Source organism: Bradyrhizobium oligotrophicum S58 (assembly GCF_000344805.1).
Taxonomy (GTDB): Bacteria; Pseudomonadota; Alphaproteobacteria; order Rhizobiales; family Xanthobacteraceae; genus Bradyrhizobium; species Bradyrhizobium oligotrophicum.
This window is the reverse complement of sequence record NC_020453.1, coordinates 2,103,060-2,118,421: the sequence shown is the minus strand read 5'-3', so window position 1 is coordinate 2,118,421 and position 15,362 is coordinate 2,103,060. Positions and strand designations below refer to the sequence as shown.

The following is a 15,362-nucleotide window of genomic DNA, read 5'->3' as shown; positions in this document are numbered from 1 at the left end:
GAGGCTGCGCCGCTGGGGAAGGCTTGGCAACTGAGGAAATTTGGGTGGATCAGCGCGGTCAGCAAATTCTCCTCTCATGAACACGATCGTCGTTGTTGTTCGACCTGGCATTCTTATCGATAGCGCCGGTCTTGCCAGATCTAGTGAGTCCTCAGCGGCGTCTCCTTCAGCCCGTTGTCGTCATAGGCCTTGCGCAGCAGGCCGTTGGTGGCCGCCTCGGTCATGAAGCTGGTGACGAAGGCCAGCGCCTGCGGGTGGCCCGGAGGCACGGCGACCGCGGTCACCGTCTTCTTGAAGGTCTCGTCGAGCACCCGCGTGCCCGGCAGCTTCTTCGCCAGCGCGTTGAGCTGGTCGCGCGACAGCGCGAAGGCGTCGATCTCGCCCCGCTGCAGCAGGCCGAAGATCTCGTCATAGGTCTGATAGCCGGTCACGCCGGCGTTCTTCAGATGCGCGATCGCGCCGCGCATGGTCGTGGTGTTGTTGACGGCGGCGACCTTGATGCCGGGCTGATCGAGCGTCGCGAAATTCGTCACGCTCGAGCCCGCCTTGACGATGTAGGTCGCGTCCGCGACCTCGTAGATCGGCCCGAACGCCATCTTCGTCTCGCGCTCGGGGTCCTTCGGCAGGAAGGTGACGTCCCAGGTGCCCTTGGCGGCGGCATCGGTGATCTGACCGGAATTCTGGTGCACGACGTAGTCGACGGGCACGCCGAGCTTGTCCGCCATCGCGCGGCCGAGATCGACGGGAACTCCGGCATAGCCGCTTTCGGTCCTGGTCGACCAGAACGCGCCGCCCGCCGGGCTGATCGCGATCGCCACCCGCAGCCGGCCGGTCGGTGCGATCTCGTCCCTGAGCTCGGCAGCACTGACGTGAGACGATGCGATCATGACTGCTACGACGGCCAGCGCTGCCGCCCGCAGCCCGCGCCACTGGCCCATCGTCCCCTCCTCGTTGCGTCGGCGGTCATCATGGCGCGCGCACGGCCCAATGCAAGGCCGCACGCACGCTGCGGAGCAGCATCCGTTGCGTTGCGACGATCACCATCGCATCCTCACTCCGCCGGCGCCGCCTGCAGCGCGGCCTGCGCCGCCGGAAGCTCCGGCGGCAGGATCAGCGCAGCGATGATCGCGACCAGGCACAGCGCGGCGAAGGCCTGCAGCATGGTGACGAAGCCGCCGCGCTCATACAGCCAGGCGACGAGACCGACGGAGGCGCCGGCAGCCGTGAAGCCGATGAAATAGCGCACGGCATAGGCGCGTGAGCGCCACTCTTCCGCAGTGTACTTGCCGACCATCGCGTCGTTGACGGTGACCTGGCCGAACGCGCCCATGACGATGCCGATCGAGGCCACGATCAGCGCCCAGTCGCGGGCATCGGCGGCGAGATACAGCAGCGGCGCGAGCACCAGCGACAGCGGCAGCGCGACAGCCTTCAGCGTATGGCGATCCAGCAGCCGCCCGATCGTGTACTGCGTCATGGCGCCGAACACATAGACTCCCGCGGCGATGACGCCGAGCAGCGCCGGGCTCTGCGTCAGCCCGGCCAGCCGCTCCGCGAACAGCTTCGGCAATGCGACCGTGATCGCGTTGAACGTCGTCGAGATCGCGATCACCACCAGCAGCAGCGCCAGCACCACCCGCCACATCTGGTCGCGCGCGATCCGCGCCTGCGCCGCCGCCTGCTTCGATCCCCTGCGGTCCTCGTGCACGACCGACAGCGCGAAGATCACGCCGATGCCCACCGTGATCACCCCGGGAACGATGAAGGCAAAGCGCCAGCCGAGATATTGCCCGACCACGCCGGTGACCAGCGCCGACGAGGCGACGCCGAGATTGCCGAACACGCCGTTCAGTCCCATGTCGCGCCCCAACCGGTCGGCATAGGACACCAGCATCGCGGTTCCCACGGGGTGATAGATCGAGGCGAACAGGCCGATGGCAAGCAGCGCCGCACCGAGCTGCCACGGCGTCTGCACGAAGCCGACCGAGATCATCGACAGCCCGATGCCGAGATAGAAGATCAGCATCATGTGCCGCCGGCTCCAGCGGTCGCCGAGCCAGCCCGTCAGCAGCGAGCCGGCGCCGAAGGCTATGAAGCCCGGCGTCGCATAGGGCAACAGGTCCGCATAGGCCATGCCGAGCGCCGGGCCCATGATGATGACGGCGGCCGCGAAGATCAGCATCGCATAATGGTCGATGAAATGGGCCGCGTTGACGAAGCCGATCACGCGGCGGGGGCTGTTCATGAGACCTGTCCTCGATATCCTGCAAATCGGTTATAATGGACGCGACTAACGAGAAGGCGCCAATGACCATCGTGGAAACGCCATTGAAGGCGCTCGGCGCCGACCGCGTGACGACTGAGGCCGGCGTCCATCTGATCGCGCGCACCTATCACAAGGGCATCAGGCTCGATCCGCACATGCACCGCGAGGCGCAGCTGATCTACGCCTCCAGCGGCACGATGCAGGTGACGACGCCCAGGGGACGCTGGCTGGTGCCGCCGGATCGCGCCGTCTGGGTACCGGCGCGCCACGCCCATGCCATCGACATGCTGGCGGACAGCCAGATGCGCACGCTGTATTTCGAGCTCGACTGGCTCAAGCGGGAGACGCGCGGCGTGCGGCTCGACCGCGAATTCGTGGTGCAGGTGTCGCCGCTGCTGCATCAGGTGATCCTGGCGCTGTTCGCGCACGAGGGCGGCGCCGAACGTGCCGCGATGCTGGTGCGCCTCGCGCTGGTCGAGCTGCGCCGCGCCGAGGATTCCTCGACCTTCATTCCGCTGCCGCAGGACCCGCGCGCCCGGCGCGCGGCCCAGCTCGTTCTCGCCTCCCCCGCGAGCGAGGAGGATCTGGCGACCCTGGCGGGCAAGGTCGGCAGCTCCGCGCGCACCTTGTCGCGGCTGTTCGCCGCGGAGACGCGGCTGAGCTTCAAGGCGTGGTGCCAGCGCGCCCGGATTGCAGCCGCCATCGAGCGGCTGTCGACCGACCGTCATCTCTCGGTCAAGCAGCTTGCCGCCGATCTCGGCTATGCCAGCGTGCCGGCGTTTTCGCACGCGTTCCGCCAGGTCACCGGCCGCACGCCCACGGAGTTCGTCGAGCAGTCCGGAACATGACCTCGCGCATGCGCGCCGCGACGGCGGTGTTGACGATTTGTTATGGTTGAATGTGGCCACCTTTGCCATAAATCCATGTAACATCACAGCCATCGCGCGATGGGGATTCGACCGACACCAGATGGCCAACGCCTTTTTCACCGACCTGATCACCACGATTTCCGAGCGCGGCCGGACGCTTTTGCGCGGTGGCGGCGCTGCTGTCGACAAGCATGACGCGAAGAGCCTGGCCGAGCTGTGCGAGGCGCTGGTGTCGGGCGCCGGCGAGGCCTCGGGCACCGCGATGGCCCGCGACGTGCTCGACGGCTATCACGATCTCGACGCCGACGGACGCAAGGCGTTCTTCACCGCGCTGGTGCATGATTTCGGCCCCGATACGGCGAGGCTCGCCAAGGCGATCGACGACTGGCGCGCCGCCCCGTCGGATGAAGGCGCGAGCGCGCTGCATTTCGCCTCCGAGCCACGCCGGCAGGAGCTGATCCGTCGCCTCAACCGTGCGCCGGGCGGCACGCCCGAGCTGGTCGCGATGCGCACCGATCTGCAGGACCTGCTGAAGGCCAACCCGGAGCTGGCAGCGCTCGATCGCGACATCGTGCATCTCTTGAGTTCGTGGTTCAACAGGGGGTTTCTCGTGCTGCGCAAGATCGACTGGTCGACGCCGGCGAACATCCTCGAGCAGATCATCCGCTACGAGGCGGTGCACGAGATCCACGATTGGGACGATCTGCGCCGCCGCATCGATCCGATCGATCGCCGCTGCTACGCCTTCTTCCATCCGGCGATGCCCGATGCGCCGCTGATCTTCGTCGAGATCGCGCTGACCGAGACCATCCCCGGCGCCATCGCGCCGTTGCTCGCGGTCGATCGCACGCCGGTGCCGTCCGACCGCGCCCGCACGGCCGTGTTCTACTCGATCTCCAACACCCAGCGCGGCCTCGGCGGCATCTCGTTCGGCAACTTCCTGATCAAGCAGGTGGTCGAGGAGCTCAGGCGCGAGCTGCCGAAGCTCGACACCTTCGTCACGCTGTCGCCGGTGCCCGGCTTCATGGCTTGGCTGAAGCAGACCACTGACGCGACCGAGGACGACCGCAACGTGCTCAAGCTTTTGAACGAGCCGCGCTGCTTCGAAGATGCCGACATCACCACCGAGCTGCGCGCCGTGATCGAGCCGCTCGCCGCGCATTATTTCCTGAAGGCGCGCACGTCGAAGGGCAAGGTGATCGATCCCGTCGCCCGCTTCCATCTCGGCAACGGCGCCCGGCTCGAGCGCATCAACTGGCTCGGCGATCTCTCGTCCAAGGGCCAGCGCGAATCCGCTACCGTGATGGTCAATTATCTCTACCGGCTCGAGGACATCGAGAAGAACCACGAGGCCTATGCCAATGACGGCGAGGTCGTGGCGTCGAGCGCGGTCAAGAAGCTGTTGCGCAACGAGGGCCGGCGGCTGCTGGACATGAGGTTGTCGTCGTAGGAGTTGCGGGCGCGAGGAGCGCTCTCTCACGTCCTCCCGCCCCCGCGACGCTGTCGGGCACGCCGCCCATTCCAATCTCCGTCATTGCGAGGCGCCCTTGCGCTGAAGCAATCCAGACTATCTCCGCAGAGACAGCCTGGATTGCTTCGCTGCGCTCGCAATGACGCCCGGTGAGATGGTGTGCTCATGCCACAAACACTGCCGTCATCCCGGCGAACGCCGGGATCCATACCCACAGGGAGCGGTTTGGGGCAGGCCTGTCGTTAGGCCTCACCAAGCCACCTCCGCCGCGGCGTATGGGTCCCGGGTCGGCGCCATCACGCGCTACGCGCGTCATGGCTTGCCCGGGACGACGCTGTGGAAAAACCGCTTTCACATCTCAAACAGCTGGGGACGTGCGACCGTAGCCTCGCGGCGCATTGCGCCCGAGTGCTGCATCGATCATGTCCCTCTGATAGGTGCTTAGGGCGCAGGGAAGACCGGGTGCTGGCCACACCCATGGCCCCCGTGCGTGAGAAAGTGCACGGGGCAGGAACCACAGGTACGACCGGTGCATTCCGGCCTTCCCTGCGCAATGGTTTGAACGGTGTCCTTCGTGCTCTCCCTGGGGATCGGGCTCTCTTGCCCCCATCGTTCGCGCGTGCCGTCAAGCAACGCTTGCGAACTTGACCTCAGCGTCGAGAGGCCAGGACCACACGACTTCTCCGTCCGCAACGACGCCGGTCGTCTACCGACATCTCCGCGGCCACCGCATCCCTGCCCCGACGTTCGTGACGACGCGTACGCCCCTCTGCGATGAGGCAGGATATCAGCATCATTGCTGATTTTCGGAATTTGTCAAGCGGAAAGTTCTGCTCCGAGACACGGCCGATACGGTCGATGCGCCGGCGGCTGCCGAACCGCAAAGCAAACGCTCTGAACGGTCCGCTTCTCCGTCAGCGTGCGACGCCCGGTCTCGTGTAGACGCTTTCGTAGAGGCCGGTGTGATCTTCCTTCCAGCCTCGCTTTCCGACCAGGAACTGCCTCAGCTCTTCATGCGCCTTCAGCCACAGCACCGCATCGATGTGGTATTTCTCCAGCACCTCATCCCAATCCCTTTCATCGATGTCCCAGCGCACGAGCTTGAAGTAGTCCCTCAGCAGGTCATCCGGATAGGCGGTTGCGGCGCGCCCATCTACGAACAGGGGGACGGATCCATGGGTCAAGAAGATCAGGTAGCCGCCGACGTTCCAGTGGTTGAGCACCCGTGCATGCGCGAGATGTGTTTGCAGATACTCGGCGTCCCGTTCCGACAGCATCTCGGGCAGGCCGAGCGCCGGCTGGACCCGAAACAGCGTGAGCGGGAGGACGCAGGCGCCGACGATCGCGGCGGTCAGGAGCGCCCGCTGGACCTGCAGCTGCGGCAGCCATCTGGGGAGAAGCCGATCGAGGTGCAGGGCGACCGGGATCGCCGAGAAGATGAAGAAGAATGCGATGTATCGAAACTGATAGAGCCCGAGTCCGAGAAACACCCAGGACAGAACGCGCGACTCCAAGCGCATTTTCGTCGAGCGACCGTAACGCAGCTCGAGTGCAATGAACGCAAGGATATAGGCCATTCCGGGAATGCTGCCGGGGATTTCGACGTTGTGCGCGTACGGAAGCCACTCGCCGATGTTGCGCTGGACGAAGTGCCCCAAGGTCGCCGTCACGCCCTGGTAGATCTGCCACCCCAGCGGATTGACGAAGGTCGCAGCCAAACAGCCGATCCCTGCCAGCACGATGGCCTTGAATCCATTCCAGTCGCGCCGCAGGACGGCGCCGCCGCCGAACACGGCGAGGATGAAGAAGCCGAGCACGAATCCACCGTGGAGGTTGACCCACAGCACCATCAGCAAGGGCAACACCAACAATTTCGTCGGCCGCAGACATTCCCGGTAGAAGACCACGCTGAACAGCATGGTCGCGACGTTGGGAGACGCCGCCAGATAGCTGTTGGGAGCAGCTTCATAGGCTGGATACAACATGCAGGCCGCGAACGTCGCGATGCAGGCGGCGAGCGCGGACGCCCCGCTCCCCAGGCAGGCGGATGCGAGATATCCGACGATCAGCGCGCCGCACGCCACGACCAGGGCGACGAGGCCGCCATACCCGGCGGACGCGAAGATCATGCTGGCAATGACATCCCAAAGCCATGACAGGTTGAACCACTGCTTGGTGCCAAGCGTGAACGACCAAGGGTCCTGGAACGGAACGCGCGCTTCGCTACGGATCAACTCCCCGGCGGCAAGATGCCAGCCCAGATCGTAGTGGCTCAGGAGGAGCGAGGTGTTGGACACATAGAAGACGCTCAGCAGCGAGATCAGGAAGGCATAGGTTCCCAAGGCTTGCGGCGCCTGCCAACCTATCGCCGATGCCTCGGCAAGCACCTCCCCCGCCCACGACTTCCGATCACTCATGCTGCACTTCTGCTTCCCGAGCAGCGCGCGCTTCCCACTTTGATGATCGGCTGCCGCGCGCCCCCCGTTGAATTACGGGGGCGCGTCTAAAGCAGAGTAAAAAACTACCTCGCCGCTCCCGCCTCGCGGGCGCGGAATTCGAGACTGGTTAACAAGGGTTTTATGAAGACATCGAAAGCGGCCTGCCGTGATGCTGCATGGGCTGACCTCGATTTCGGTAACGCCGAACAAGGTCGTCGCACCACATCGGCCGCCGTCGACGATCAGTTTGTGCACCGATTTCGGACCACCATCCCGCTCCCGTCAGGACGCCTTTGGCTTCGCCTCTACATATCGCGCGAAGCTGTCGAGAATCGCCTGCCAGCCGCCCTGCTGCTGCTCGACCGAATGCGTCGTTTCGGCATCGAAGACGACGCGAACGACCACGCCCTTCGGGCCAGGCTCGAAGTGGACTTCGGCCTTCCGGTCGCCGAAGGCATATTCGATCAGTCTGTGCTCGACGACCTTCGTGTAGGTGCCCGCGAAGTCGAAGCCCATGCTGCCGTCCTTGGCCTCCATCCGCGACGAGAACGCGCCGCCTTCCCGCAGGTCGACCGTGGCCTTGGTCGTATGCCAGTCATCCGAGGCGGCGTTCCATTTCACGATGTCGGCCGGCGTCGTATAGGCGCGCCAGACCTGATCGATGGGGGCTGCGACGGTGGTTTCGACGGTGATCCGCATGAATGTTGCTCCTCGATTTTGACGGCTCGCCGCAAGTGTGCAGCATGTGTGCTCGAAGGACGATACGGGCTGGCGTTCCCCGACAGTTGGTGAAATAATTTTTTGCTCGGGGACCGCTGCAAGGATTGTGGGTGGCAATAGCGATGCGAGCATCATTCGTTGCAGTCGCAGCCCTGGTGGGCGGCGCGCTTGGCGCGACCATTCTCGGCTACGCGGCACTGACGCTCAGCTTCTTTGCCCTTAGTTTCGCGCCTGGAGGCATTCACAGCGACTGGAGCATCCTCGCGCTGCTGGGCGTTCTGGTCGGCGTCGGCCTCGGTGGCCTTCTGGGAATTTGGACGGGCGTAGAATTCGCGAAACTTCTGCTGAGGGGGTCGCAAGCTGAGGTTACGAAGGACCACCCAAGAGAGATACATGAATCCATCACAGGAAATTTCGAAACGCATTTCTGAGTCGCTCTCTCAGGATGGCTTTCGGCAGCCATCCCGCGGGATCTATGTCAAGCCATGGATCAACGCGTGGCGAGGATGGATTGGCGTGGACTCCGGACGTTACAGCCTGGGCCCTGTCGTCGGCGTGTTCAACGACGAATTCCTGAAGGCCAGCAGCGAAGCGCTGAAGATGTCGGGGGCACCATGGCGATACGGCAAGAATGGACCGCCACTGATCATGATCAACTTGCAGCAGCTTGCCGAACAGGACGCTGACAATCGGGCTAGGATTTCCTGGACTTATCGCGGCAAAGCGTTGGAGCCAAACGTTGCGGACGACATCGTTCACTGCATCCGGACCTGCGGGTACCCATACATTCAGGCGCACACCAACATAGAGGCCTTGTGGCGCGCAGCCGTGGATAAACGAAGGGCATCGCCTGCATTCGTCATGTACGTGCCGATTTTCCTCATCAAGCTCGGCCAGCTGGATACCCTTCGCCAATTCGTAGCTGCCAACCGGGAGCACCCTGTCAGCGCCGATCTTTCTGTCAGCTACCCGCAATATGTCGATGCGATGCTGAAAATGCATGGCATCGCGCCGCTCGGATCGTAGCCCCGCACACAGGCGCCAACTGCTCGGGCCTCATGGTTCGAGACGCGCCGCGAGCGGCGCTCCTCACCATGAGGGATTAAGCTGTTTCCGCGGATACGAACCTCGTCCTGAGGAGCCCACCGAAACCGCGGGCGTCTCGAAGCACGGTCGTAGCGCAGGACCTTAAACCGCCGCCTCCTGCGGCCTGAGCCGCAGCACCGCCGGCGGCAGATTGGCCCCGAGCCACTCCGCAATCACCTTCTGCTTCCGGTGATACGCCAGCCCCACTGCCACCACCGCGACGCCGATCAGCGACAGCGCGAACGGGAAGAGCAGCGAGTTCTTGAACACGACGTCGGCGAGATGGCCAAGATACATGGTGATGCCGATGGCGCCGAACGCGGCGTAGGCGCGGCGGACGATGATGACGGCGATCGCGAGCAGGCCGACGTTCAGCAGGCAGTAGACGGCCTTGCCGAGCTCGGTGGCGCCGTCGGTGGCCGTGATGCCGCCCCAGAAGGCCAGCAAGCCGAACAAATGCAGCCAGAAGCCGAAGTCGCGGCTATCGCTGGTGTAGTCGACGATCCAGGCAATCACGAGGATGCCGAGGCCGAACCAGATCGACACGATGCGGCGCATCTCCCAGTCGAAATGGCTGACGTTGAAGATCCAGGGCGTGAGGTCCATCGACATGAACCACAGCGCCACCGAGATGATCGCGACGATGAAGGGCACGCGGTAGAAGCGCAGTGCGATCGCGCCGGCGACGATGGTGGCGAGCTCCATGAACAGCCAGCTGCCCTTGATCCAGATGTAGAAGTCATGGACCGTGCCGGGCTTGCCGAACTTGCCCCACCAGCCGAGCTCCTCCTGCACGCCGTAGACGGCGAGCGGCGCCATCGAGACGGCGATGGCGATCAGGAGGCCGCCGGGGACGCGGAGATCACGACGCCAGAGGTGGTTGCCGACGAGGCCGAATGCCACGGCATAGGCGAGCGCGCAGGCCGTCAGCGCGCGGCCGCCCATCTGCGAGAAGGCGACCGTCGAAAACAGGCCCATCGCGCCGATCACGATCAGCGCGCCGGCGTACCAGAGCAGATGCGCGGCATCGAACTTCGCCGAGGGAGCGGCGGTCGCGCGTACCCGGCTTTGGAGATACGTCAGAAGCCGCTGCAGGTCGTCGGAACTGATCGCGCCGGCGCCAGCGGCGGCGCGGAGGTCATGGTCGGAATAGGACATCGTCATCACCCATTGTGGCCCGCTCGGACATGGCACGCGAAGGCCGGTCGCAGCAGCGCCGTGGGGCGCTGCGCGTCAGGAGCCGGTGCCGACGTGGCAGATGAGAGTGAGTGTAGCGGAACTTGAGCGGCGTTCAAGATATTTTTGAGCGTCGCTCAATTTTAGGAGCGAACTGGGCTAACCGTCGCGGCGGTCCACCATGTTCGTGAGGCCGAGCACGCCCGGCATCCTCAGTGTCATTCCCCCGCGAAAGCGGGGAATCCAGCACGCCGCGGCCTCTCGGTTCATCACCGCGGCCTCTGGAATACTGGATCGTCCGCTTTCGCGGACGATGACAGCTGGGGTGGAACGAGCTCGTTCCGCATTATTGCGAGCGGAGCGGCGGAGCGACGCAATCCAGAGTCCTTGCGCGGCCCTGGATCGCGTCGCGGAGCCTGTCATCCGGCCGCGCTTCGCGCGGACCGGGTGGCTAGCGATGACGACGAGCCTGGGAGAGGCAGACCGCCGACGCATTCGGCACAGGGGGCGCACGCGATGGCGCGCCCTGCCCTCAATCCTTGAAATACGGCTCGACCGGGCCGTGGACCTTGATGGTCAGCGGGTTGCCGTGGCGGTCCTTGGCGGTGCCGGCGGTGACGCGGATCCAGCCTTCGCTGATGCAATATTCCTCGACATTGGTCTTCTCGGCGCCCTTGAAGCGGATGCCGACGTCGCGCGACAGGATCTCCGCATTGTAATAGGGGCTCTTCGGATCGACCGACAGGCGGTCGGGGAATGGGGTTGTCTCGTTGTCGCTCACAGCAATGCCTCGATGTCTTTCTTCAACGCCTCGGGCGTGGTGGTCGGCGCATGGCGCGACACCACGTGACCGGTGCGATCGACCAGGAATTTGGTGAAATTCCACTTGATCGCCGAGCCCAACAGGCCCGTCTTCTCGCCCTTCAGGAACCGGTACAGCGGATGCGCGTCGGCGCCGTTGACGTCGATCTTCGCAAACAGCGGGAAGGTGACGTCGTATTTGCCGGCGCAGAACGCGCCGATCTCCTCCGCCGTGCCGGGCTCCTGGGCGCCGAACTGGTTACAGGGAAATCCGAGCACGGCAAAGCCCCTGTCAGCATAGGCCCGGTGCAGCGCCTCGAGGCCGCGATATTGCGGCGTGAAACCGCAGGCGCTGGCGGTATTGACGATCAGCAGCACCTGCCCCTCGAACCGCTTCAGCGGCACCTCCTCGCCGGACAGCGAGGTTGCGGTGAAATCGTAGATGCTGGCCATCAGACCACCGGATCAATCGGCGATGGCGGCGTGCCGCCAGCCTCGATCGCCTCGCCCGCGGCGAGGCACATGTCTTCGCGAAAACGCTGGCCGACCAGCTGGACGCCGACGGGAATGCGGCCGACCATGCCGGTCGAGACCACGAGGCCCGGCAGGCCGAAGAACGGGATTGCGATCTGCGTCAGCTGGGCGTGCCAGACCTGCTGGAAGGACTCCTCGTCCTTGCGGTCGAGCTGGTCGGCGAACGGCAGCATGCCCGACACCGGCAGCAGCAGCAGCGGGTGCTGCTCCATGAACAGCAGCCACTGCCGCGTCAGCGCGGCGCGCCGCGCCAAGGTCGCCGAGAGATCGAACGGATGTACCTTGTCACTGACGCCGCGCAGGCAGGCGAGCGCGCCGGGATCGCCCTCCGTCTCGGCCGCCGCGAGCTGCGCCTCGTAGCCGTCGCCGAGCCACAGCCGGGTCTGCAGCAATGCGGCCTCCTGCATCGGCGGCGTGTCCTGGACCTCCTCGACTATCCAGCCGGCGGCCTCGAGGCGCTTGGCGGCATCGCGCAAGGCAGCGACCACCTCTGGCACGGGATTGAGGCCGTCCGGGTTGACGCAGAGCGTGACGCGTTTCGGGAGGGGCGGCCCTTCCAGCGGCACCGGCATCCACCAGACATCGCGGACGTCGCGCGCGGACATCGCCGCCAGCGCGATCCTGACGTCGTTGACGGTGCGGGCCAGCGGGCCGGAGACGGCGCTGATCTGCGGGCCGATCGGGCGCTCCGGCAAGCAGGTGTTGAAGGCGGGGATGCGGCCGACCGTCGGGCGCAGGCCGTGGATGCCGCAGGCATAGGCCGGATAGCGCACCGAGCCCGCGATGTCGGTGCCGTGGCCGATGTGACCGATGCCGGCCGCCGTCGCCGAGCCGGCGCCCCCAGACGAGCCGCCAGGCGTGATCCCAGGGTCGCGCGGGTTCTTGGTGTGGCCGTGAATGAGGTTGCTGGTGAACCAGCGATAGGACACCGCAGGCGTATTGGTGCGGCCGAGCAGCACGGCGCCCGCCTTGACGAAGTTGTTGACGACCGGATTGTGCACTGAGGCGATGGCGTCCTTCTGCAGCTTGAGGCCGTTGGTGGTGGCGAAGCCGGCCTGGTCGACATTGACCTTGATCGTCACCGGCACGCCGGCGAGCGGCCCGGGGTCCTCGCCACGCGCCAGCTTTGCGTCGATGGTGTCGGCCTGCTGCAGCACGTCCTCAGGACGGTGGTCGATCACGGCGTTGATCGCCGGGTTGACCTGATCGAGCCGGGCCAGCGCCGCGGTCGCGGCCTCGCGGGCGGAGACCTGCTTGGACTTGATGAGGGCGGCGAGGTCGGCCGCCGGCAGGCGCCAGAGATCGGTCATGGGGAACTCCGTGGTGACTCCGCGTTCTTAGCGCGACGGAGAGCACGGAGAAAGCCGCGCCAGGCGAGGTGGCCATGCACAAGCGCGGTCCGACTGGCCTACGCCTCACGCTCTTCGTGCGGAGCAGTCATGCCGCGGCCGTCCTTCGAGACGCCCGCCGCAGGCGGGGCGTCTCGAACCATGAGGCCGGGATGCTGCAAGCGACGACCGCAGGATCAATACCGATCCTGCATCGATCGATCCGGAATCAGGCTTGGCCAAGCCTCGCAATCAACTTTAAGACCTCAAGCAAGAACATCACAAAGGGGGAAACCACATGATCAGATCGGGCACCGTCATGGCCGTATCACTTGTTTTGGCCGCAGCTGCTGCCAGCCTCGCGCCGCGCGCAGGCCATGCCGAGACTTTCGCCTATGTCGGCAACGCCGACAGCAACGACATCAGCGTGTTCAAATTCGATGCCGCCACCGGCGAGATGGTCCCGGTGCAGACCGCCGCCTTCGTCGGCATCGAGAAGCCGGGCTCGTCGACCCCGCTCGCCGTCAGCCCGGACAAGCGCGTGCTGATCGCAGGCATCCGCTCGCAGCCGTTCGTCGCCGAGAGCTTTGCGATCGATGCCAAGACCGGCCAGCTCAGCCATATCGGCAACGGCCCGCTCGCCGACAGCATGGCCAACATCGCCTTCGACCGCACCGGCAAGGTGCTGTTCAGCGCCTCCTATGGCGGCAACAAGGTCGCGGTGAATCCGGTCCAGGCCAATGGCGTGGTCGCCGCACCTAGCCAGGTGATCCCGACCGGGTTGAACGCCCATGCCTTCCTGCCCTCGCCCGACAACCGCTTCGTGTTCGCGACCAATCTCGGCTCCGACCAGGTGCTCGGCTTCGCCTTCGATGCCGCGACCGGGACGCTCACGGCAAAGGAGGCGCTGACGGTGAAGACGCCGGAGAAATCAGGGCCGCGCCACTTCATCTTCCACCCGAACGGCAAGTTCATCTATCTCCTGCACGAGCTCAACGCCGATCTCGCCGTCTATGCCTATGATGCCGACAACGGCGCCTGGAGCGAGCAGCAGCGGACTACGACCCTGCCCTCAGGCTTCTCCGGCAAGCCCTGGGCGGCCGACCTGCATGCGACGCCGGATGGCCAGTTCCTCTACGCCTCCGAGCGCGGCTCGCACACGCTGGCTGCCTTCAAGATCGATGCGGCGAGCGGACGCCTGACGCTGATCGGCAGCGTGCCGACCGAGACCCAGCCGCGCGGCTTCAACATCGATCCCACCGGCCGCTACCTGGCCGCCGTTGGCGAAGTGTCGAACGGCATGACCGTCTACCGGATCGATGCCGCCAGCGGCGCGCTGGAGAAGCTGAAATCCTATGCCGTCGGCAAGAAGCCGAACTGGGTGGAATTCGTCAGCCTGCCATGACCGGCCGACGGGGCCGTCGCAAGATCATGAGCGGCGGCCTCGACGTTTCCATCGGCGCTATCAGCTCCTATATACAGCGCCATGAATAGCCCTGCCGCCCAGCCCGATCGTCATCCCCTTGCAGTTCAACATCCGGAACTCGACGAGGCCTCCATCCGCCTGCTCGTGCAGACGTTCTACGGACGGGCTCGGGAGGACGAACTGATCGGCCCGATCTTCAACCGCGCCGTCGAGGACTGGGACGAACATATCGGCCGGATCAGCGATTTCTGGTCGTCGATGTTCCTCAAGACAGGCCGCTACACCGGCGCGCCGATGCGGCCGCATCTGCTGTTGTCGCTGCAGGGGCCGCATTTCGACCGCTGGCTGCAGCTGTTCGAAGCCACGGTGCGCGACCTGTTCGCGCCGGAGCTCGCCGAACTCTTCATCATCCGCGCCCGCCGCATCGCCGACAGCTTCGAGATGGCCATCGCCAGCACGCGCGGCGACCTGGTGCGCCCCCGTCATTCGATCTGACTCGCACGCGGCCGAGGAGCGGCGACACCGCCGCTCTGCGCTCAATGGCGCGTCATCGACTGCGCCGTCATGTTGAAGATCGCTTCGGAGAACGGGAACTCCAGCACGATCTCGCCCTCCTCGTCGGTGACCTCGATGACGGCCGTCATCAGCGCCGCGTTGCCACCTTCGGTGCGCAGCAGTTCCTTGATCATGTCGCGCGCCACTTCCCAGGCGCGGTCGGGGTTTCGCAGCAGCTCGCCGTCGGTGTCGGAGACCAGTTCCTCGCCGATCCGTGTGTTGAAGAAATATCTAGGCATCATCAGCTTCCAATGGGGTCGCGCGCTGGGGTTTTGAAGTCTCGAACATCTCACGACTGCTTTATCCGGTCCGCTCAGTCCCCCAAGCTAGGGACCGAATTGAACGGTCTTGCGAAGCCATCGATCACGAATTCGTTGTTTTCGCGGCTCAATCTGACGAAAACGGCAGCAACTCGCATCTGCAACTTCGCACTGCAATAAACAGGCCTGAGAGGCTCAAACAAAAAGATTCCACTGGCGAACTTTTCGTAGCACGGTAGTTTAATGCTGAGGACGATAACCGTCCCATCTTGAAGGAGAGGACAATGGCCTGGAAAGCACCGAAGATCGTTGAAGTGCCGGTCGGCATGGAAATCAACATGTATGCCTGCGCGGCCCGCAAATAATTCGCGGGTGTGACGTCCCGGTCTCGCCGATCAGGACGTCGACGCTTGAGGGTGGGGATCAGCGATC

Annotated in this window: 16 protein-coding genes; 7 read left to right on the top strand and 9 right to left on the bottom strand. The window is 64.8% G+C overall.

All coding sequences use genetic code 11. The annotated features are described in order from the left end of the window. Positions 1-140: 140 nt before the first annotated feature. Positions 141-938 carry a transporter substrate-binding domain-containing protein gene (locus S58_RS09010; RefSeq protein WP_015664975.1) on the bottom strand — a complete coding sequence of 266 codons (798 nt, stop codon included), beginning with the start codon at positions 936-938 and terminating at the stop codon, positions 141-143. 113 nt (positions 939-1,051) lie between these two features. Next, entirely contained in the window at positions 1,052-2,245 is a 1,194-nt protein-coding gene (locus tag S58_RS09005; RefSeq protein WP_015664974.1) for an MFS transporter, read from the bottom strand. 62 nt (positions 2,246-2,307) lie between these two features. Here S58_RS09005 and S58_RS09000 point away from each other — a divergent pair, with 62 nt between their 5' ends. Beyond that, the gene (locus S58_RS09000; RefSeq protein ID WP_015664973.1) at positions 2,308-3,114 is read left to right on the top strand and encodes an AraC family transcriptional regulator; all 807 of its coding nucleotides are present in this window, start codon (positions 2,308-2,310) and stop codon (positions 3,112-3,114) included. Positions 3,115-3,235: 121 nt separating this feature from the next. After that, a complete protein-coding gene (locus S58_RS08995) occupies positions 3,236-4,585 on the top strand; it encodes a malonyl-CoA decarboxylase (protein ID WP_015664972.1) in 1,350 nt (449 codons plus the stop codon). Positions 4,586-5,520: 935 nt separating this feature from the next. Here S58_RS08995 and S58_RS08990 read toward each other — a convergent pair. Then, positions 5,521-7,023 (bottom strand): CidA/LrgA family protein, encoded by a 1,503-nt coding sequence (locus tag S58_RS08990; RefSeq protein WP_015664971.1) that lies wholly within the window; start codon positions 7,021-7,023, stop codon positions 5,521-5,523. 303 nt (positions 7,024-7,326) lie between these two features. Then, entirely contained in the window at positions 7,327-7,743 is a 417-nt protein-coding gene (locus tag S58_RS08985) for an SRPBCC family protein (RefSeq protein WP_015664970.1), read from the bottom strand. 143 nt (positions 7,744-7,886) lie between these two features. Here S58_RS08985 and S58_RS08980 point away from each other — a divergent pair, with 143 nt between their 5' ends. Together S58_RS08980 and S58_RS08975 are read left to right on the top strand one after the other, a co-directional pair. Then, positions 7,887-8,195, top strand: coding sequence for a hypothetical protein (locus S58_RS08980; protein WP_042339039.1), 309 nt, complete (start codon positions 7,887-7,889; stop codon positions 8,193-8,195). Beyond that, a complete protein-coding gene (locus S58_RS08975; RefSeq protein WP_015664968.1) occupies positions 8,158-8,790 on the top strand; it encodes a hypothetical protein in 633 nt (210 codons plus the stop codon). The genes S58_RS08980 and S58_RS08975 overlap by 38 nt, the downstream gene beginning before the upstream one ends. Before the next feature lie 162 nt (positions 8,791-8,952). On the opposite strand, the gene S58_RS08970 is transcribed toward S58_RS08975, so the two are convergent. The 4 genes from S58_RS08970 to S58_RS08955 form a co-directional block, all read right to left on the bottom strand. Beyond that, entirely contained in the window at positions 8,953-10,008 is a 1,056-nt protein-coding gene (locus tag S58_RS08970; RefSeq protein WP_015664967.1) for a hypothetical protein, read from the bottom strand. Positions 10,009-10,558: 550 nt separating this feature from the next. Then, positions 10,559-10,807 carry a DUF3297 family protein gene (locus tag S58_RS08965; protein WP_015664966.1) on the bottom strand — a complete coding sequence of 83 codons (249 nt, stop codon included), beginning with the start codon at positions 10,805-10,807 and terminating at the stop codon, positions 10,559-10,561. Then, entirely contained in the window at positions 10,804-11,280 is a 477-nt protein-coding gene (locus tag S58_RS08960; RefSeq protein WP_015664965.1) for a glutathione peroxidase, read from the bottom strand. Before S58_RS08960 ends, S58_RS08965 begins: the two co-directional genes overlap by 4 nt. Next, on the bottom strand, positions 11,280-12,671 hold the full coding sequence (locus tag S58_RS08955) for an amidase family protein (RefSeq protein ID WP_015664964.1): 1,392 nt from the start codon (positions 12,669-12,671) through the stop codon (positions 11,280-11,282). Before S58_RS08955 ends, S58_RS08960 begins: the two co-directional genes overlap by 1 nt. A 316-nt stretch (positions 12,672-12,987) precedes the next feature. On the opposite strand from S58_RS08955, the gene S58_RS08950 reads away from it, so the two are divergent. Continuing rightward, entirely contained in the window at positions 12,988-14,094 is a 1,107-nt protein-coding gene (locus S58_RS08950; RefSeq protein WP_015664963.1) for a lactonase family protein, read from the top strand. Between the two features lie 81 nt (positions 14,095-14,175). After that, complete coding sequence (locus tag S58_RS08945; protein ID WP_015664962.1) at positions 14,176-14,610, top strand: group III truncated hemoglobin; 435 nt, start codon at positions 14,176-14,178, stop codon at positions 14,608-14,610. A 41-nt stretch (positions 14,611-14,651) separates the two neighbouring features. On the opposite strand, the gene S58_RS08940 is transcribed toward S58_RS08945, so the two are convergent. Continuing rightward, complete coding sequence (locus S58_RS08940) at positions 14,652-14,909, bottom strand: DUF6894 family protein (protein WP_015664961.1); 258 nt, start codon at positions 14,907-14,909, stop codon at positions 14,652-14,654. Positions 14,910-15,214: 305 nt separating this feature from the next. Here S58_RS08940 and pqqA point away from each other — a divergent pair, with 305 nt between their 5' ends. Continuing rightward, positions 15,215-15,295 carry a pyrroloquinoline quinone precursor peptide PqqA gene (pqqA, locus tag S58_RS08935; protein WP_012029362.1) on the top strand — a complete coding sequence of 27 codons (81 nt, stop codon included), beginning with the start codon at positions 15,215-15,217 and terminating at the stop codon, positions 15,293-15,295. Positions 15,296-15,362: the final 67 nt, after the last annotated feature.